19 protein-coding genes are annotated in these 18,148 nt (G+C 68.8%); 12 read left to right on the top strand and 7 right to left on the bottom strand.

Going from position 1 to position 18,148, the window contains the following annotated elements; translation table 11 throughout:
* Positions 1–24 precede the first annotated feature (24 nt).
* From BW730_RS12095 to BW730_RS12075, 5 genes are all read left to right on the top strand, one after another.
* Complete coding sequence (locus BW730_RS12095; RefSeq protein WP_077686462.1) at positions 25–1,071, top strand: D-ribose ABC transporter substrate-binding protein; 1,047 nt, start codon at positions 25–27, stop codon at positions 1,069–1,071.
* Between the two features lie 64 nt (positions 1,072–1,135).
* Entirely contained in the window at positions 1,136–2,125 is a 990-nt protein-coding gene (locus BW730_RS12090; protein WP_077686461.1) for a sugar phosphate isomerase/epimerase family protein, read from the top strand.
* Between the two features lie 8 nt (positions 2,126–2,133).
* Positions 2,134–3,084, top strand: coding sequence for a transketolase (locus BW730_RS12085; RefSeq protein ID WP_226996768.1), 951 nt, complete (start codon positions 2,134–2,136; stop codon positions 3,082–3,084).
* On the top strand, positions 3,084–4,031 hold the full coding sequence (locus tag BW730_RS12080; RefSeq protein WP_077686460.1) for a transketolase family protein: 948 nt from the start codon (positions 3,084–3,086) through the stop codon (positions 4,029–4,031). The genes BW730_RS12085 and BW730_RS12080 overlap by 1 nt, the downstream gene beginning before the upstream one ends.
* Positions 4,032–4,077: 46 nt before the next feature.
* Positions 4,078–5,055, top strand: coding sequence for a sugar-binding transcriptional regulator (locus BW730_RS12075; protein WP_077686459.1), 978 nt, complete (start codon positions 4,078–4,080; stop codon positions 5,053–5,055).
* 10 nt (positions 5,056–5,065) lie between these two features.
* Here BW730_RS12075 and BW730_RS12070 read toward each other — a convergent pair whose 3' ends face one another.
* Entirely contained in the window at positions 5,066–5,452 is a 387-nt protein-coding gene (locus BW730_RS12070) for a VOC family protein (protein WP_077686458.1), read from the bottom strand.
* Between the two features lie 13 nt (positions 5,453–5,465).
* Positions 5,466–6,263 (bottom strand): helix-turn-helix domain-containing protein, encoded by a 798-nt coding sequence (locus tag BW730_RS12065; protein ID WP_077686457.1) that lies wholly within the window; start codon positions 6,261–6,263, stop codon positions 5,466–5,468.
* Between the two features lie 427 nt (positions 6,264–6,690).
* Between BW730_RS12065 and BW730_RS12060 the strand changes: the two genes are divergently transcribed.
* From BW730_RS12060 to BW730_RS18610, 3 genes are read left to right on the top strand one after another with little or no spacing between them, the layout of a single operon-like run.
* Positions 6,691–7,212, top strand: a complete 522-nt coding sequence (locus BW730_RS12060; RefSeq protein WP_077686456.1) for a SigE family RNA polymerase sigma factor — start codon at positions 6,691–6,693, stop codon at positions 7,210–7,212.
* Complete coding sequence (locus BW730_RS12055; RefSeq protein ID WP_077686455.1) at positions 7,209–8,213, top strand: hypothetical protein; 1,005 nt, start codon at positions 7,209–7,211, stop codon at positions 8,211–8,213. The genes BW730_RS12060 and BW730_RS12055 overlap by 4 nt, the downstream gene beginning before the upstream one ends.
* A 59-nt stretch (positions 8,214–8,272) precedes the next feature.
* A complete protein-coding gene (locus BW730_RS18610) occupies positions 8,273–8,443 on the top strand; it encodes a hypothetical protein (RefSeq protein WP_158522648.1) in 171 nt (56 codons plus the stop codon).
* 50 nt (positions 8,444–8,493) lie between these two features.
* On the opposite strand, the gene BW730_RS12050 is transcribed toward BW730_RS18610, so the two are convergent.
* Entirely contained in the window at positions 8,494–9,543 is a 1,050-nt protein-coding gene (locus BW730_RS12050) for a lipoate--protein ligase family protein (protein WP_077686454.1), read from the bottom strand.
* A 208-nt stretch (positions 9,544–9,751) separates the two neighbouring features.
* Here BW730_RS12050 and BW730_RS12045 point away from each other — a divergent pair, with 208 nt between their 5' ends.
* Genes BW730_RS12045 through BW730_RS12035 form a run of 3 tightly spaced genes read left to right on the top strand, consistent with a single transcriptional unit; the run spans position 9,752 to position 12,868 of the window.
* Entirely contained in the window at positions 9,752–10,234 is a 483-nt protein-coding gene (locus BW730_RS12045; RefSeq protein WP_077686453.1) for a SigE family RNA polymerase sigma factor, read from the top strand.
* Complete coding sequence (locus BW730_RS20180; RefSeq protein WP_077686452.1) at positions 10,200–11,642, top strand: serpin family protein; 1,443 nt, start codon at positions 10,200–10,202, stop codon at positions 11,640–11,642. The genes BW730_RS12045 and BW730_RS20180 overlap by 35 nt, the downstream gene beginning before the upstream one ends.
* An 8-nt stretch (positions 11,643–11,650) precedes the next feature.
* The gene (locus tag BW730_RS12035) at positions 11,651–12,868 is read left to right on the top strand and encodes a serpin family protein (RefSeq protein ID WP_145952837.1); all 1,218 of its coding nucleotides are present in this window, start codon (positions 11,651–11,653) and stop codon (positions 12,866–12,868) included.
* Here BW730_RS12035 and BW730_RS12030 read toward each other — a convergent pair whose 3' ends face one another.
* Complete coding sequence (locus BW730_RS12030) at positions 12,869–13,546, bottom strand: fructose-6-phosphate aldolase (protein WP_077686450.1); 678 nt, start codon at positions 13,544–13,546, stop codon at positions 12,869–12,871.
* 172 nt (positions 13,547–13,718) lie between these two features.
* Between BW730_RS12030 and BW730_RS12025 the strand changes: the two genes are divergently transcribed.
* Complete coding sequence (locus BW730_RS12025; protein WP_158522646.1) at positions 13,719–14,876, top strand: MFS transporter; 1,158 nt, start codon at positions 13,719–13,721, stop codon at positions 14,874–14,876.
* Between the two features lie 1,087 nt (positions 14,877–15,963).
* On the opposite strand, the gene BW730_RS12020 is transcribed toward BW730_RS12025, so the two are convergent.
* The 3 genes from BW730_RS12020 to BW730_RS12010 all read right to left on the bottom strand — a co-directional run bounded on the left by BW730_RS12020 (position 15,964) and on the right by BW730_RS12010 (position 17,892).
* Positions 15,964–16,380, bottom strand: a complete 417-nt coding sequence (locus BW730_RS12020; protein WP_077686448.1) for a rhodanese-like domain-containing protein — start codon at positions 16,378–16,380, stop codon at positions 15,964–15,966.
* A 460-nt stretch (positions 16,381–16,840) separates the two neighbouring features.
* Positions 16,841–17,518 (bottom strand): vWA domain-containing protein, encoded by a 678-nt coding sequence (locus BW730_RS12015; RefSeq protein ID WP_077686447.1) that lies wholly within the window; start codon positions 17,516–17,518, stop codon positions 16,841–16,843.
* Positions 17,515–17,892 carry a hypothetical protein gene (locus BW730_RS12010; RefSeq protein ID WP_077686446.1) on the bottom strand — a complete coding sequence of 126 codons (378 nt, stop codon included), beginning with the start codon at positions 17,890–17,892 and terminating at the stop codon, positions 17,515–17,517. Before BW730_RS12010 ends, BW730_RS12015 begins: the two co-directional genes overlap by 4 nt.
* Positions 17,893–18,148: the final 256 nt, after the last annotated feature.

The following is an 18,148-nucleotide window of genomic DNA, read 5'->3' as shown; positions in this document are numbered from 1 at the left end:
CACCCAACACTTAAGGAGAGTGCAATGCGTGTTTTCAGCAAAGTCGCTGTCGTGATCGCCGCCGCCGGACTGTTCCTGACCGGCTGCGCGGGCACCACCAACGGAGGCTCGGGCTCACCCGCCGCGACGGAGAAGCCGACGACGGCTCCCTCCACCAGCGCCCCGGTCGAGTCGCCGAGCGCCCCGGTCGGCACCGGCAAGGAGGGCGGCCTCATCGCCGTCATCACCCCTTCCCACTCGAACGTGTTCTTCAAGGCCGAGGCCGACGCGGCGGTCGCCGCCGCCAAGGAACTCGGCTACACAGCGCAGGCCGACTCGCACGATGACGACCCCAACAAGCAGAGCGAGCTGATCGACTCGGCCATCGCCAAGGACGCGGCCGCGATCATCCTGGACAACGCGGGTGCGGACGTGACCGTCGGCGCCGTCAAGAAGGCCAAGGATGCGGGCATCCCCGTCTTCCTGATCGACCGCGAGATCAACGAAGCGGGCATCGCGGCCGCTCAGATCGTCGCCAACAACTCGCAGGGCGCTGGCCTGGTCGGCGAGTCGTTCACCAAGGCGATGGAGGGCAAGGGCGACTACATCGAACTGCTCGGTCGCGAGACCGACACGAACGCGGCCGTCCGCTCGCAGGCGTACCACTCGGTGATCGACCAGTACGCCGACATGAAGATGGTCGCGCAGGAGACCGCCAACTGGGATCAGCAGGAGGCCTTCACCAAGGTCCAGACCCTGCTCCAGGCACACCCTGACGTCAAGGGCATCATCGCGGGTAACGACACCATGGCACTCGGCGCGGTCGCAGCGGTCGACGCCGCAGGTCTCACCGGCAAGGTCATCGTCGCGGGATTCGACGGCAGCCCCGACGCGGTCGCAGCCATCAAGGAGGGCAAGCTGCTCGCCACCGGACTGCAGCCCGCCGTCCAGATCGCTCAGCTCGCGGTCGAGCAGGCCGACGCCTTCATCAAGACCGGCGAGACCGGTCAGCCCGAGAAGCAGTCCATCGACTGCGTCCTGATCGACGCAAGCAACGCAGACAAGTACACGGTCTTCGCTCTCGAAGGCTGATCAACCCCAGATGGGCGGCCTCCGGGCCGCCCATCGCCCATCATTCGGACATTGGAGCATCACCATGGCAAACCCCATCTTCGGCGCTGGCCTCTGGAACTTCGCCAGTTACGTCGACCGCTACGCAACCGACGGTTACGCAGAGCCCGTCTCGACCATCGAGCAGATCAAGCTCGCGGGGAGCGTCGGTGACCTCAGCTACGTCGACCTGAACTTCCCGTACTCCAACGATGCCTCCATCGACGACATCAAGGCGGCCCTCGACGAGGCCGGCCTGAAGGCGATCGGCATCACCCCCGACATCTACCTCAGGCGGTTCGGTAGGGGAGCCTTCACGAACCCCGACCCGACGGTCCGCACCCAGGCCATCGACCTCATGCACGAGGCGGCCGAGGACGTCCGCGCCCTCGGCGCGAGGTACGTCAAGCTCTGGCCCGGCCAGGACGGCTGGGACTATCCCTTCCAGGTGCATCACGGCGAGATCTGGAAGCTGGCGAAGGACGGAATCCGGGAACTCGCCTCTGCGCATCCCGATCTGAAGTTCGTGATCGAGTACAAGCCCCGCGAGCCCCGGGTGAAGATGCTGTGGGACTCCGCCGCACGCAGCATCCTCGGCATCCAGGAGATCGGCCTGGATAACATCGGAGTGCTGCTCGACTTCGGGCATGCACTGTACGGAGGGGAGTCGCCGGCGGACGCGGCCCAGTTGCTGATCGATCACGATCTCCTCTGGGGGATGGACGTCAACGACAACCTCCGCGGTTGGGACGACGACCTGATGGTCGGATCCGTCCACATCACCGAGGTCTTCGAGTTCTTCTACACGCTGAAGATCAACAACTGGGATGGCGTGTGGCAGCTCGACCAGTTCCCGTTCCGTGAGGACACCGTCGAGACGGCCCGCACGTCCATCAGGTTCCTGAAGGCGATCGACCGGGCGCTCGACGAACTCGACTACGAGACGCTCCGAGGGGCGCAGAGCCGCCAGGATGCCATCACGGCGCAGCGCGTCGTGCAGGACGCGCTCCTCTCGTGCATGCGGAGCGAGGCATGAACCAGGCCATGTCTGAACACTTCGGCCTGAAGCACCAGATCGCGACGACCCTGCTCGACGAGCCGGACCGCGAGATCCGCGTCATGGGGAGGGTGCCGGCCGACGCGGGCGATGCCGACGCCGTCAAGCACCTGGAACTCGCCGCGACCGAGGTCCGCCGCCGGGCCATTCAGACCGTCGGCTCGGCAAAGGCCGGCCACCTCGGCGGAGAGTTCTCCATCACCGACGCCCTGGTGACGCTGTACCTCGAGGTGATGAACATCTCGCCGGAGGCGGTCGAGCGCAGGGACCCGGAGCGCGACAGGCTCGTGCTGTCCAAGGGGCATGCGGCCAACGCCCTGTACACGGCCCTCGCCGTCGGTGGCTACATTCATCCGGGCGCGCTCAGGACGTTCCTGCAGCCTGAGTCGATGCTCAACGGGCATCCCGCGCGGAACAAGATCACGGCCGTTGAGGCCAACACCGGACCCCTCGGACACGGCCTGCCGATCGCCGTGGGGATGGCCATCGCAGCGAGGGTCGACGGGTCAACTCGACGCACCTTCTGCCTCCTGGGCGACGGAGAGCTTCAGGAGGGCTCGAACTGGGAGGCCTTCATGACCGGCGGCCACCATCGGCTCGAGCGGTTGACCGCGCTGGTCGACCGGAACCGCCTCCAGCAGGGCGCAAAGGTCGAAGACACCAACGACCTCGAGCCCCTGCACGACAAGCTGACGGCCTTCGGCTGGGAGGTCCGAGAGGTCGACGGCAACGACATCGCCGAACTGCGCCAGGCGCTGAGCCCCGTCGGCAGCGGTAAGCCGGTGGCAGTCATCGCGCACACGGACAAGGGCTATCCGGTGAGCTACATGCGCGACAACGTGTCGTGGCACCACAAGGTCCCGACGCATGAGCAGGTCGAGCAGGCGCTGAGCGAACTCGATGCCATTCTCGCTCGGCTGACGGAAGAGGAGAAGTGATGAGCGCGCAACTGTTCGACTGCCGTGACGCCTGGGCCGACGCCCTGGCCGAGGTGGCTAGAGGCGATGAGCGGGTGATGGTGGTCGTCAACGACTCGGTCGGCTCATCCAAGCTCGGCCCATTCGTTGCGGAGTTCCCTAACCGCAGCGTCAACGTCGGGATCGCCGAGCAGAGCATGGTCGGCGTGGCTGCCGGGCTCGCCAACGCGGGAAAGATCCCCTTCGTCTCCGCGGCGGGATGCTTCCTGAGCGCCCGCGCCATGGAACAGATCAAGGTCGACGCCGCCTACTCGGAGCACAACATCAAGTTGATCGCCCAGTCGCCGGGCGTCGCCTACGGTGACCTCGGCCCCACCCATCACTCGATCGAGGACCTCACCTGGATGCGCACCATTCCGGGGCTGACGGTCCTGGCGCCTTCAGACCCGGAGGAGACCAGGCAGGTCATCCGGTGGGCCGCCGACCATGAGGGCCCGACCTACATCCGGGTGTCGCGGATGGGGGTACCCGCGGTCTATCCGGAGGGCTATCGCTTCGCTCCCGGCAAGGCCGTCGCGCTCCGCGAGGGGGACGACGCGACGGTGATCGCCACGGGCACCACCACCGCCCGTGCACTGGAGGCCGCTGACCTGTTGGCCGCGGAAGGCATTCGCGTCCGGGTGCTGTCGATGCCGAGCGTCAAGCCACTCGATGAGGAGGCCGTGCTCCTGGCCGCGCAGCAGACAAGGGGGATCGTCACCGTCGAGGAGGGTCTCGTGACCGGGCTCGGTGGCGCCGTGGCCGAGTGTGTCGTCGAACAGCACCCGGTCCCGATGCGACGGCTAGGGTTCCGTGACGAGTTCGCCATCACGGGATCGGCCGAGTGGCTCCTGGACCGGATCGGCGCCAGCCCAGAGGGCATCGCCGCCGCGGTACGGGAGATTCTGGAGTTGCCGGAAACTCACTAGTCTGGGATACCTATTACCGGTGAAGTAGCGGGGAGGCCCAGTGGCGATGTCACGTTCAGCCCAGGAGGGCGCCCTGATTGCCGTCGGCGGAGATCAGGTTCGGTTGATGACCCGCGTGGCGCGGATGTACCACGAGCAGGGCAAGCGTCAGAGCGAGATCTCCGACGAACTCCACATCTCGCAACCGCGGGTCTCCCGACTGCTCAAGCGGGCGGTCGAGGTGGGCATCGTGCGCACCAGCGTCTTCGTGCCGCCCGGGATCTACACCGAACTGGAGGAGGCCCTCGAGGAGCGCTACGGGCTCGAACAGGCGGTCGTCGTTGACGCGGACGGCGCCCACGAGGACGTCACGCCAGCCATCGGTGCCGCCTTGGCCGACTACCTGAGCGCCACCATGACGGGCGGAGACTCGGTCGGCATCTCGTCGTGGGCCTCCACCCTGCTTGCCGGTTTCGGGGCGCTCAAGCCCTTCCGGGCCCCGGTCGCGGACCACGTGGTCCAACTCGTCGGTGGCATCGGGAACCCCCGGGTTCAGATGCAGGCCAGTCGCATCATCGGGCTCTTCCAGGCGGCAACGGGCGCCGAACCCATCCTGCTGCCCACGCCTGCGGTGCTCGGCAGCAGAGAGGCAGGGGCCGCCCTGCTCGGGGACCCGGCGGTCGCCGATGCGGTCAACGCGTGGGAGTCGCTGACCCTTGCGCTCGTCGGGATCGGCGCGATCGAACCCTCGGGTCTCGCGCTCGAGTCGGGGAACGCCTTTCCCGATGCCGACCGTCAGAGGCTGGAGGCCAAGGGCGCGGTCGGCGACATCTGCTTCCGCTTCTTCGACGCCGAGGGCAGCCTCATCGACTCCGACTTCGACGGCCGCGTCATCGGTGTGGACCCTCGCGTGCTGAAGGCGGTGCCTCGGCGGGTGGGCGCCGCAGGCGGGCTGAAGAAGGTGCCGGCCATCCGCGGCGCGCTGCTGGGCGGCTGGATCAACGTGCTCGTCACCGATCGGGCCGTTGCAGAGGCGCTGCTCTAGCCCGAACCGGCTACTCGCCAGGGTAGGAGTCGATGTTCCAGAGATTGCCCTCGGCGTCGGCGACCGCGCCCGAGCGACCGCCGTGCGGCGGGTTCGTCGGCTCCTGGACGAGGCGGGCGCCCGCCTCGACGGCACGCGCGATGGTCGCGTCGACTGCTGCGTCGTCCTCGACGACGAGGTTGCACACCCCGGTGCCGTAGTAGGACGCCAGTTCGTCGTCTCGTCGCGACCCGAGCATCACTCCGCCGTTGTCACGCCATCTCAGTTGGGCGTGCACGATGGCGTTGCCGTCGCGCACCACGAGGCGCTCGGTGAAGCCGAGCGCGGCCAGGAAGGTGAGCGCCGCCTCGGCGTCTGCGTAGCGGAAACACTGGAAGAGTTGGGGCTGCTGTGTCATGCCACCAGTGTGGTCACGGCGCCGCGTCGCCGTCTTGGACAATTGGGAACACCTCGTCTGATCGGCGCGGCGGGCGACCCGCGAAGCCCCGCCACTCCCGGCTCAGGTGGGACTGGTCGACGTAGCCCGCCGACGCGGCAACCTCTGCAAGCGGCAGCCCTGCTGTGGCGAGCCGCCGGGCGTGCTCGAACCTGGCGAGTCGTGCGACGCCCTTGGGGGACAGGCCGTACTCGGCGCGGAAGGTCGTCAGCAGTCGTCGACGGCTGTACCCGACCTCGGCGGCGATGGACTCGACGGTGCGTCGACCCCCGCTCGCCAGGATCAGTCGCCAGGCCTGTGCGACCTCGGGACGCGGCCCTGCGGCCGTGCGCACCCGGGCGAGGAGCGCGTCCTCCAGCAGCCGGAACCGCTCCTCCCATCCCGACTCCTGAAGTCGGGGGCGCAGCCAGCCTGGGACGAGTCGCTGCGCATCGGCCTGCAGCATCGTGTCTGCGATCCCCGCCGCGGGGACGCCGAGCAGCGCCCGAGCGCCCCGCGGGGTCAGGCTGAGTTGGATGCCTGCCTGGTGGCCGTGGGTGCGGATCAGGGCTGGGGAACTGTGCAGTCCGGCAACCAGGACCCCGAAGTCGTCGTGCGAGGTGCCGTCGAGCCAGGAACAGTCGAGGGGCTCGTCGAACGCGACGATCAGCGTGACGCCGGTGGAGGGAAGGCCGTAGTGGTGCGCGTCGGGATCCAGCCGGTAGTCGTATCCGACGCACGACGTCACCAGCCCCCTCAGCCCCGCGTGCAGCGGGTGCGAGCGCATGCCCATTGCCCCATCGTAGGCAGCCAAAGGCTGGTTGAGCCATGACGCGCTGGTTGAGCCATGGCAGGCGCGGAGCGGCTGGCATCGGTCGAAACCTCGTGACGTTCGCAGGGACCTCGTTCCCCGAGCTCGTCGAGGGGTCCGATTGTGGTCAGGTCTCTGGTCGCCTGCGGGTTGGTTGGTTTCGACGCGAGCTGCGGCGCTGCGCGCCTTGGCGCAGCTCAACCCGCGGTCGGCGGCCGGCATCGATACCTCTCGAGGTGGCCGCAGAGTTCGGGAGGCGCCCAGCAACACCCTGCCGATGCCCCGGCGTGGGGAACGTCGCCTCTCCGCCTCCCCGGTAGCGTCTGCCCGAGAACTCAGCGAAGAAAATCTCCCGACGGACGTCAACCACTTCCCGGGGCCAGGGCATTGAGCAGTGTGAGGAGGAAAGATGACGCAGACCCCGAGCAGGGAGGAAACGCCGGTCGACCGGCGCGACTTCGACCGCTTCGTCACGAGCAGGGCCGGAAGGCTCTGGCGCGCCGCGTGGTTTCTGACGGGCGATGCCCACAAGTCCGAGGATCTCGTGCAGACGGCGTTGACCAACGCCTACCCGCACTACGAAAGGCTCGGCGACGACGAGTCGTTCGAGGCTTACGTCCGCACGGCCATGTACCGCTCGTACGTGAAGTGGTGGCGAAGGCGCTGGAACGGGGAGATCCCCACCCAGCAGTTGCCCGACGTCGCCGCAGATCGGGGGATCACCCCGGCCAGGGTCGACCTGGCGCGGGCGCTGGCCGATCTGCCGAAGATGCAACGCGCCGTCCTGGTGCTGCGCTTCTACGAGGACCGATCCGTCGCGGAGACCGCCGAACTGCTCGGCATCTCCGAGGGCGCCGTCAAGACCCACTCCTCCCGGGGCTGCGCCAGCCTGCGCCGCTCAACGCATCTGACAGAGGAGGTTGCGCCATGAGCGACATCCAGGACCTGTTCCACACCAACGACACCCAAGAGCCCTCGACCGAAGGTTGGGCCGACAAGGTTCGCACCCGCCGCCGTCGGCGCCATGTCGGCGCAGGGGTCGCGGCGGGCGTGCTCGCCGTCGGGCTCGCCATCCCGCTCGGGGCGACCCTGCTTCGCCAGCCCGTCCAGGTGGCCTCGCCCGCCGAGACGCAGCCGCCGGCCGTCTCGCCCGTCTCCGCAGCCGACGTGTGCGCCGATGCCGCCGACTTGGTCGCCAAGCGCGACCCTGCGCAGTACGCGGACGAGGGCGTCAAGGAGGGCGCGGACCGCGTCTGGCTGTGCGGCGACGGCACGTGGGGCGGCCCGTTCGAGCCGCTGACCGTCGGCGTCGACGAGGCCGTCCAGGCCTTCCTCGGATCGCCGATGGCGCCGCAGGACCAGGCATGCACCATGGAATACGTGATGGCCTACACCGCCGTCTTCGAGTACCGCGACGGCACGAGGGTCCCGGTCACCGGCGAACTGCACGGCTGCCGCCACCTCGCCGACGGCGCGTCGACCCGCTCCGGCGGGGAGGAGTTCCTCACCACCTTGAAGAATCTCTGGACGGCCCAGCGCGCGGCGGACGACTACAGCATCAAGATCGCCCCGCCGTGCTCCGACCAGACGATGTCGATCCTCCCGTTCGACCCGCAGAGCGTGATCGGTCTGCAGGTCTGCTCGCTCGACGGCGAGACGTGGAAGACCGACGAGCTGCCTGCCGGATCCGACAACGGCGACCTGGCCGACAAGACCATGGCCTCGATCACCGACGGCTCCGAAGAGTCGGACGATCCGATGTTCGAGTTCGCGACCCCACAGCGACGGGTCCAGATGTTCGACCGCTTCGGCTCCAGGTTGACCCTGGAACGCCTGGCCGACGGACGGTTCCTGGCCTTCTCGGACGACGGAACCATGCGGTTCTGGACGCCGCCCGCCGACCTCGGCACCTCCCTCGGCCTCGACGGCTGAGAAACCCGATGCAACCGGAGCCACCCTCCGGAGCGTCATAAGGGTAGGAGGTGGAAGCAATGGAGTTGGCCCATCGTCGTCGGATCGCCCGCGTGGTGCGGATCCTCTGCGCATCGGCGCTCTTCGTGGCCGCCACGGTCGCGCTGGCCTGGTGGGCGCAGGGAGGCCCATCCGCCAGCCACGACCGGTGCTACACCGAGATCCTGAACCTCGCCACCCTGCCCGGCTGAGAAGCGAGAGGCCCCGTCCCGAATGGACGGGGCCTCTTCGCGTCACTGGATCACGGGATCCGCTTGGTCCATGCCTCGGAGGAGAACTTGGTCTCGACCAGTTCCTCGGCGCGGGCCAGTTCCTCGGGGGAGTACGCGCGTTCCTGAGTCTCGTACATCGAGCGGAAGTGCTCCAGGAACGTCGCGATGATCTCGTCGCGGGGGAGTTGGGTCTGCGAGCGCAGCGGGTCGACGCGCTTGTTTGCCGACTTGGTGCCCTTGTCGGACAGCTTCTCGCGGCCGATCCGCAGCACCTCGAGCATCTTGTCCGCGTCGATGTCGTAGGCCATCGTGACGTGGTGGACGACGACGCCGCCCGTCACGCGGCGCTGGGCGGCGCCCGCGATCTTGCCCTTGTCGGAGGCGATGTCGTTGAGGGGAACGTAGCGGGCGTTGATGCCGACCTTCGCGAGCGCACCCATCACCCACTGGTCGAGGAACTCGTAGCTTCGCTCGAAGCTCAGACCCTCGACGAGCGACAGCGGCACGACGAGCGAGTAGGTGATGCAGTTGCCCGGCTCCATGAACATGGCGCCGCCGCCGGTGATCCGCCGCACCACGTTGATGCCGTGCGAGGCGCGTCCCTCGTCGTCGATCTCGTTCTTGTAGGACTGGAACGAGCCGATCACCACGAGGGGCTGGTCCCAGTCCCAGATCCGCAGGCTGGGGTTGACCTCGCCGCGGGCCAGTTCGCCTGCGAGCACCTCGTCGAGCGCGACGTGCATGCGCGGGTCCATCGTGACGGGGCCGATGACGTCGAAGGTGTGATCGGACCAGTCGGTGGCGTGTCCGAGGGCCCGCCGCACCGCGATGCCGACCGCCTCGGGGGTGAAGCCGATCATCCGGACGTCGTCGGCAAGGCGGGCGTTGATCGCCGCCGCCAGGTCGGTGACCGACGACGTTGAGGCCATGCCGGCGAGCGCGTCGTTGATGTCCTCGAGCGCCTCGTCCGGCTCCAGGAAGAAGTCTCCGGAGACGAACGCCTGCGTGATCACCCCGTCCGCAGTCTCGACGTCGACCGCGACCAACTTGCCGCCAGGAACCTTGTATTCGCCACGCATGTCCCGAGCCTAGCGAGCCGACGAAGCCGCCGCCCACCCCGTCCTCGGGGCGGTGGTCCGGTGGGGCCCGCCACGCGCCTCAGGCACCCCTGACCGTCGCCTCGTGGAGTCACTTCGCGACCCCTCCCGACGGGCGACCCCAGAGCCAAGTAGCCTCCGTGACAACCTGAATGGTGTGTCAAAGCGTCGTGGTGGTCGGAGGTGAGGCATGGGCGACATCGAGGGGTTCATCCAGGCGAGGGGCAGCGATCTGCTGCGCTCGGCGTGGATGCTCACCGGCGATGCCCACCATGCCGAGGATCTCCTGCAGACGGCCCTGGCGAAATCGCTGGGTGCCTACGCCAGGCTCGCCAACGACCACAAGTTCGAGGCGTACCTGCGCACGACGATGTATCGCACCTACATCTCCTGGTGGAGACGGCGCAGTTGGCGCTCGGAGACCCCTTCCGAGTACCTGCCCGAGCCCCAGGCCAACGACGCGACAACCGAACTGAGGATGGACATCCTCCGGGCGCTGTCGACGCTGCCCCGGATGCAGCGCGCCGTGATGACGATGCGATACGTCGAGGACCGTCCCGTCGCCGAGGTCGCTCAAGCGCTCGGCATCAGCGAGGGCACCGTCAAGAAGTACGCACACCGAGGCTGCGCCGCTCTGCGTGAGTCGGCGCACCTTCAGGAGGTTCGACCATGATCCACGACGACGACTCCGACGTCGCGCGGGCCCTCAAGGGCATCGCGCCGGCACGGCCCCCCGTCTCCGCCGACCTGCTGGCGGGCGCGCGACGCAAGCGCGCCCGCACCCGTGCGACCGTCACCGCGGTCGCGGGGGTCGGGGCACTTGCGGTGCTCGCGGGGGTCGCGCTGCCCGCCATGCTGTTCCAGGGAGGCCCCTCCGGGCAGAGCGAGATGGCCGATCAGCGCCCGGCGGTCCAGTCGCCGTATTCGCGCACCGACGAGTCCTCCGAGACTGGTCAGGCGGAGAACGCGACGCCGCCCACCCAGGAGGCGACTCAGGCCGAGTCGACCACCGACCTCAGCGCCGTGGCCGCCACGACCGAGCGGCTCGGCTGGGAGGCGATCCTCGGCGCCGGTCAGGGCAACCAGGTCATCTCGCCCACCTCGCTGACGCTCGCCCTCGCGTTGGCCGCGGAGGGGGCTCACGGCAGGTCGCTGACCAGCATCGACGCGGCGCTCGGCCTCGACGGCGACGCGCGCTCGGAGGCCTACGGCGCGCTGCGCCGGTCGTTGTCGGCCTACGAGACGTCCCCGCCGAGATCGACCTCGACACCCCGCCTTCGACCCCTCAGGTACATCTCGCGAACCGCGCGCTGGCCATCGACGTCACGCCCGAGGCGGCGTTCGTCGAGCGGGCCGAGCGCTACCTGGGCGCCCCCACAGAGTCGACGACCCGCGCCGACGCCAAGGCCGACCTCGACGCCTGGGTGCGCCAGAACACCGGCGGCCTGATCGACAAGTCCGCGGTCACCGTCACCCCCGACATCTCGGTCGTGCTGCAGGATGCGCTGCTGTTTTCCGCCGCCTGGCAGACGCCGTTCGGCAACCAGGTCAGCATCCCCTTCGCGGGCGCCGGCGAGGTCGACGGCGTCAACGAGGTCCTGACCGTCCCGTTCGCCGAGACGGACAGGTGGAGCGCCGTCCGACTCCCGTACGGCGGCCCCTTCGCCGCCGATGTGATCCTCCCGAAGGAGGGCGTCGACGCGCTCACCACCGACGACCTGGCCGCGGCGAATACCGCGCTCGGCACGGCCGAGGCGCAGCGGGTGGCCGTGACGATGCCCGTGGTCGACCTTGCCTCCACCGTCGACCTCGGCGCCGCGCTCCCCGGCATCGACCTCAGCGACCTGGGCGGCATCGTCCCCGGCGGCTCTGCCCCCACCTGGATGCAGCAGACGGTGCTGAAGGTCACCGCTCAGGGCACGGTCGGCGCGGCCGTGACGGAGATCCCGGTCGCCGGGTCCGCGCCCAACGAGGACAAGCCCCTGGCGTTCCTGGTGGATCGGCCCTACGTGATGCGCGTCCTCGACACCACCACATCCGTCCCGCTCCTGATCGCCTCGATCCTCACCCCCGGAAAGTGAGCACGGCCATGCGCATCCCCAAGGTTCTCGCCGCCTGCCTCGCCACCTTCGCGGTGGCCGCCTGTTCCGGCACCGCGGGCGCCGACGTGAGGGGCGACGCGCCCCACGTCGACCTCGACTTCGCCTCGACCCCGCACGTCGCCGACGCGGCCCTGGCCAGCCAGGCGCTCGCGTGGGCGGTCGTGCAGGGCTCCGACTCGGCGAACACCATCACCTCGCCCAGTTCGCTCGCCATGAGCCTCGCGATGGTGGCAGAGGGGGCCGACGGCGTCTCCGTCGACAGCATCGACGCGGCGCTCGGCCTCTCGGGCGAGGAGAGGGCCAAGGCCTACGCGGCCCTGAGGCAGGCCCTCTCCGGCTACGACTCGCTGCCCACCAAGGTCGACGCGAACGACCCTCCCGAGACCCCCGTCGTGCACCTCGCAGGCCAGGTGCTCGCCATCGACAGCGCCGCGAAGAAGGCGTTCCTCGACGCGCTGTCCAAGTGGTACGACGTCGGCGCGACCCAGGCACCTCGTCCGGCCGCAAAGAAGGCCCTGGACGCGTGGGTCGCCAAGAACACTGCCGGGCTGATCGAGAAGTCGGGCATCGAGGTCACCCCGAAGGTCCGCGTCGTGCTGCAGGACGCGCTGCTGTTCGCGGCCGCCTGGGAGACGCCGTTTGAGGACACGTCGATGCAGTTCGACCTGCCATCCGGCCCGGCGACGGTGGACGCCGTCACCGCAACCTTCGAGGTGCGCTTCGCGGCGGGAGACAGGTGGACGGCGATCCGGTTGCCCTACGACGACAACCTCGCGGCCGACATCGTCCTACCGATCACGGGTCGCGCGCCCGAACAGATCTCCGACACCGAGTTGGCGCTCGCGGGCCAGGCGCTCGACCAGGCGACGCCGTCGCTGCACACCGTCACGATGCCGAGCTTCGACCTCTCCACCAGCACCGACCTGCTCGAGGCGCTGCCGCAGGTCGACCTGAGCAACCTCAACGGCATCATCGACGACGGCGCCGCAGGCCAGTGGGTTCAGCAGGTGCGACTGCAGGTCTCGGCGCTCGGCACGGTCGGCGCGGCCGTGACGGAGATCGCCGTGACGGAGTCGGCGGCGCAGGGTGAACGGCCTGCGGAGTTCATCGTCGACCGCGGATACGTCGTCCGGGTGCTCGACACCAGGACCGGCTGGCCGCTGTTCCTGGGCGTCGTCAACGACCCGACGGAGAAGCCCGCCTGATCAGTCCTCCGGCAGCGTCCGGGTGCCGTAGATCGACTCCCAGTCCTCGATGAACACGTCGACGGCGTGCGTGATGTCTGGCACCGACAGCGCCTGGCGCAGCAGTTTCGGCGACAGCGTGACCGCGTCGGCCCCGGCCTCGAGCGCGTGTGAGACCTGCACGATGTTCTTGAAGCTGGCCGCCATGATCTTGCTCGGCGCGTCGAAGCGCTGGATGAACCCGGACAGCGCGTGCAGGGTCCCCTTGGTGTCGATGTCGAGGGCCTGCATCCGGTTGTAGTAGGGGGCCAGGTAGTCGACGCCGGTCGCGATCGCCAGGAAGCCCTGAGTCTTGGAGTAGATGGCGGTGGCGGTGACATGCACGCCCTCGTCCTTCAGGTGCCGCATCGCCTCGATGCCAGCCTCTGTGGTGGGGATCTTCGGGTAGACCTGATCGTCGATCTTGTCGAGCAGTCGGTGGGCATCGTCGATCATCCCCTGCGCGTCCTTTGCGAGCACCTGGACGTGGAGCGTGCGCTCCGTACCGATGATCTCGCGGATGCGACGGAAGTGCTTGTAGAAGTCGACCTTGCCTTCCTTCTTCAGGATCGACGGATTGGTCGTCACACCGGTGACCGGGTAGATCGGCGTGAGTCGCTCGATGTCGTCGAGGTTGGCAGTGTCGAACAGGATGTCCATTCCGCGCCTTTCGCGTGCGCCGGCGCGACCTACGCCAGCGAGGTCCATTTCACCACGCGCGGAGGCGGCGCGAAGGCCGTCGTGACTGGGCAATTGCCCAGATCCTCTCCGACGGCGCCTGCGGGCCCGCTCGAGGGTCGGCCGCCGCCGACGGCATGAGAGACTTGGCGCCGTGCCAACGGCCCGTTACGCAGTCCTCCAGTCGACGTACTGGAGCGGGTTCTGCCTGATCGTCAGCTTCGCGAGCGTCTATCTGCTCGCGCAGGGCCTCAGCAACTCCGAGATCGGCATCCTGATCGCCGTCGCCAGCGCGCTCGCGACGGTGCTCCAACCGTTGGTCGCCGGGGTCGCCGATCGGTCCAGGTGGCCGCTGCGGCTGTGGATCGTCGCGAGCGGCATCCTGATGGCCGCGCTCGCCGTTGCGCTGCTGGTCCCGGGGCAGCCCAGGCTGCTGGTGGCGATCACCTACGGGGTGCTCGTCGGCTCGATCCAGATCGTCCAACCGCTTGTCAACAGCGTCGGGATGGACGCGATCAACCTCGGGATCCGGCTCAACTTCGGCCTCGCACGCGCCTGCGCCTCGCTGACCTTCGCGCTCCTGTCGCTCGCCGCTGGCCGCATCGTCGAGAGCACGTCGTCGCAGGCGCTGCCCGTGCTGATGATCGCGATGCAGGTGCTGTTCGTCGCCTCGGCCGCCACGTTCGTGTTCCGTCGCCCGGCCCCGCACCGCGACGAGGAGGTCGCGCCCGAGCCGGTGCAGGAGCCGGAGCCACTGGATCGCGCGGCCTGGATGCGCTTTGGCCTTGTCCTTGCGGGGTTCACGCTGGCGATGGCGAGCCACAACGTGCTCAACGGCTTCATGTTCCAGGTCGTCACCTTCCACGGAGGGACGGCGAGCGACATGGGGTTGGCGGTCATGATCGCCGCCCTGACGGAGTTGCCGACCATGATCGGCTTCAACCGGTTGGTGAGACGCTGGACGCCCGGCGTGCTGATGATCGTTGCGGGGGTGGGGTTCGCGGTGAAGAGCATCGCGACCTACCTCGCCCCCAACCTTGCGGGGATTTACGCTGCGCAGGCGCTGCAGTTCGCGGCGTTCGGGCTGATCGTCCCGGCGTCGGTGTACTACGTCAACCGGCACTTCCCGCCGAGCCAGCGGGTGACCGGCCAGGCATACATGACGATGACGGCGACGGCGGGCAGCGTGATCGGCTCGGTCGTCGGGGGAGTGGTGCTCGACGTCGCGGGGGTGCCGACGATGCTGCTGCTCGGCGCCGTGTTCGGCGTGCTGGGTGCGGGCTGCATGGCGGTGGGATCGAACCGCTCCTGAGTCACCTTGTTCCCCGAGCTCGTCGAGGGGTCCGGTGGCCGACTTCGCTGTCCTGCGCGGGATGGTTTCGACGCGAGCTGCGCCGCTTCGCGGCTTTGCGCGGCTCAACCGGCGGTGCGCTGGTTGAGCCAGCGGCCGCGACGCAGTCGCGCGCGCTGCGTCGAAACCCCTCGAGACGTGGGCAGGGACCTCGTTCATCGAGCTTGTCGAGACGTCCGAACGCGGAGGGTGCCCCATCGCGCAGCGACTCCGTGTGGGTACGGACCTTCGACGGGCTCAGGGAGCGGTGCCGGAGGTGCGCGCGAGTGGCGTGCAGGTTGGAGGGGCCTCGTTCGTCGAGCTTGTCGAGACGTCCGAGCGCCAGCCTGGCCCTTCGTGTCGCTACTCCGGGTGGTTGCTGACCCATAGACGGGCTCAGGGAGCGGTGCCGGACGTGCGCGCGAGCGGCGTGCGGGCTCGAGGGGGCCTCGTTCGTCGAGCTTGTCGAGACGTCCGAACGCCCAGCGTGGCCCATCGCGCAGCGACTCCCGTGGTTGCGGACCCTTCGACGGGCTCAGGGAGCGGTGCCGGACGTGCGCGTGAGCGACGTGGGGACCGTGCCCGAGGGGCCTCGTTCGTCGAGCTTGTCGAGACGTCCGAACGCCCAGGGTGGCCCATCGCGCAGCGACTCCAGTGGTTGCGGACCCTTCGACAGGCTCATTGAGCGGTGCCGGGTGGTTGTGCGTGCGTGGGATGGTTCCAAGCGCGCGCTGCGTCGAAACCCCTCGTGACGTAGGCAGGGACCTCGTTCGTCGAGCTTGTCGAGACGTCCGAACGCCCAGCGTGGCCCGTCGCCTGGCGACTCCATGTGGTTGCGGACCCTTCGACGGGCTCAGGGACCGGTGCGGGTTGGCGCGGCGTGCGGGCTTCGAGGGACCTCGTTCGTCGAGCTTGTCGGGACGTCCGAACGCCCAGGGTGGCCCTTCGCGCAGCGACTCCGTGTGGTTGCGGACCCTTCGACGGGCCCAGGGAGCGGTGTCGGCCCGGCGCGTGAGCGACGTGGGGGACCCGTGCCCCGAGGTGGTCGAGAGGTCAGCTTGTGGCCTGGCTACCGAGCTTCCGGATGGTCGACGGGATGGCCCGCGTCGCGCCAGGCCGTGAACCCGCCGTCGACGTGGGCGACGTCGCTGCGCCCCATCTCGATGAGGGTGGCGGCGGTGAGCGCGGATCGCCAGGCCGAGGCGCAGAAAAGCACGAGTGGGCGACCGTCGTCCAGAGCGGCTCGGTAGTAGGGGCTCTCCGGGTCGACCCAGAACTCGACCATGCCGCGCGGCGCCCGGTACGCGCCCGGGATCGTGCCCTCGCGCTCGATCTCCTTCGGCTCGCGGATGTCGACGAACGTCGCACCACCGCGGCGGTGCAGGTCGAACGCCTCGTCAAGCGACAGGGGCGGCGCGACCAGGTTGGCCGCCTCGACGAGGGAGGCGACCGGACGACTCAGTGGACTTCCAGGGATGCGATGCACCGCTCCTCCAACGGGTTCGACGGTTGGCGGCGGCCCCACCAACGCTCACTCGAGACTATCGACGGTCTCGGCGCAGCGTCACCCTTTCGGGCGTCTCGACAGGCGCGGCGGACCACACCACGCCGGCCACTCTGGGAGCGACGGAGCAAGTGCCAGATCGACGTCTCGGACGTCTATGCCAGCTCGACGGACGACACCTCACCGACCGCGCCGTGAGTGACCCGGGAATGACACATCGACGGTTTCGGCGTCTCGACTGGCTCGGACGGCCTCTGCTGGCGCCGCCGCCTGGGTGGCGCGACGAGTGCGACATCGACGTCTCGGACGCCTCGACAAGCTCGACGACCAGCACCTCCCTGACGGCGCAGCCGGGCAGAGCTCAAGGCCAGACTCGACCCAAGCGCCCACCCACGCACCACGATGCCGCCCGGCGGGAGCGCGGGCGGCATCGTGAGGAGGTTCAGCGGCCGGTACGGGGCGACTTCGGCGCCTTCGCCTTGGACCGCTGCTCGTCAGAGTAGGCGCCAGCCTCCCGTGCCGCCGCCATCGGGACGCCCGCGGCACGCGCCGTGCGCATCGCGGAGACGCTGTCGGTGTAGGCGCCCATCGCGTCGGCGGCGTTGGCCGCGTCGTAGGTGAGTGAGCGGTCGCGGGAGATGCCGATGGAGGCGCCGACCTCGATCGCGTCCTGGTTCGCGCCCAGGTAGGAGAACGTCCACTCGTAGCCGTTCTCCTGCTGCTCGATCAGCGCCTTGATGGCCGCATGGGTCCACTCCTTCGAGGAGTTCTCCATTCCGTCGGTCATGATGCCGACGATGACCGTGCCCGGCCGCTCGTCCTCGGGGAGCGCCGCCAGACGCTTGCCCGTGTCGGTGATCAGCCGCGCGATCGAGTCGAGCAGCGCCGTCATGCCGCGAGGCTCGAGGTTGAGCGGCGGAACGTCAGCGATGGGCAGGTCCACGTAGTTGACCTCGTACTCGGTGTCGAACTGCGCAAGCGTGACGGTGCAGACGCCGGGCTGCTTGCGCTGCTCCGCGATGAAGGCGTCGAAGCCGCCCTCGGTGTCGGTCTTGATGGACTGCATCGAGCCGGAGCGGTCGAGCAGGAATGCCAGGTGGGTGCGGTTCGGGTCGGTCATGATCTTCCTCTCGTCGAACGCTTGCGTGGCACGAAGCGCAGGCGTTGGGTGTCCGGTGCCGACTGCTGCAGGTCCCGCTGGGCGAGGGTCACGTCGTTTGCCGCGACGCGCCCCTCATCTGAGGCGTACGAGGCGAGTAGGCCGCTTCGGGCCAGCCGCGGGCTGACGCTGTTCGGTGCGACCCGTGCGGCCTGGGCGACCTCGCGGAACGAGTACCCCGACACGACGGCCTCTGCCAGCGCCTCGTTGTAGGCGTCGTCCAGTCGGTCACGCGCCTCGGCCAACGCCGCGACCCGCTCGACGGGCTCGGCGACGGTTGAGGCTGCCTGAAGTGCCTGCTGGGCGATCCTGGTCAGTTCATCGGAGGTGGACATGTCAACCAGTATTGCTCACAAACTGCTCATGCGCAAGAACTGCACACAAGCAAAGTTTGAGCGCGGGCACATTCTGAGCACTGGGCCTGGCGTTGAGCAGTAGTCGCTGGTCGATGGGCGACACGCCGAGCCCGCGGTGCGGTCCGGCCGACGAACCCGGAATGCTGCTCAACGCCATTCGTGCCCGACGGCGTCCGGCTCGGTTGGCCCTGTGGTGATGGGTGGGTGCCGGGGTTCCCGTTGAGCAGTAGTCGCT

The organism is Tessaracoccus aquimaris, from assembly GCF_001997345.1.
Taxonomy (GTDB): Bacteria; Actinomycetota; Actinomycetes; order Propionibacteriales; family Propionibacteriaceae; genus Arachnia; species Arachnia aquimaris.
This window is presented reverse-complemented; position numbering and strand designations above follow the sequence as displayed.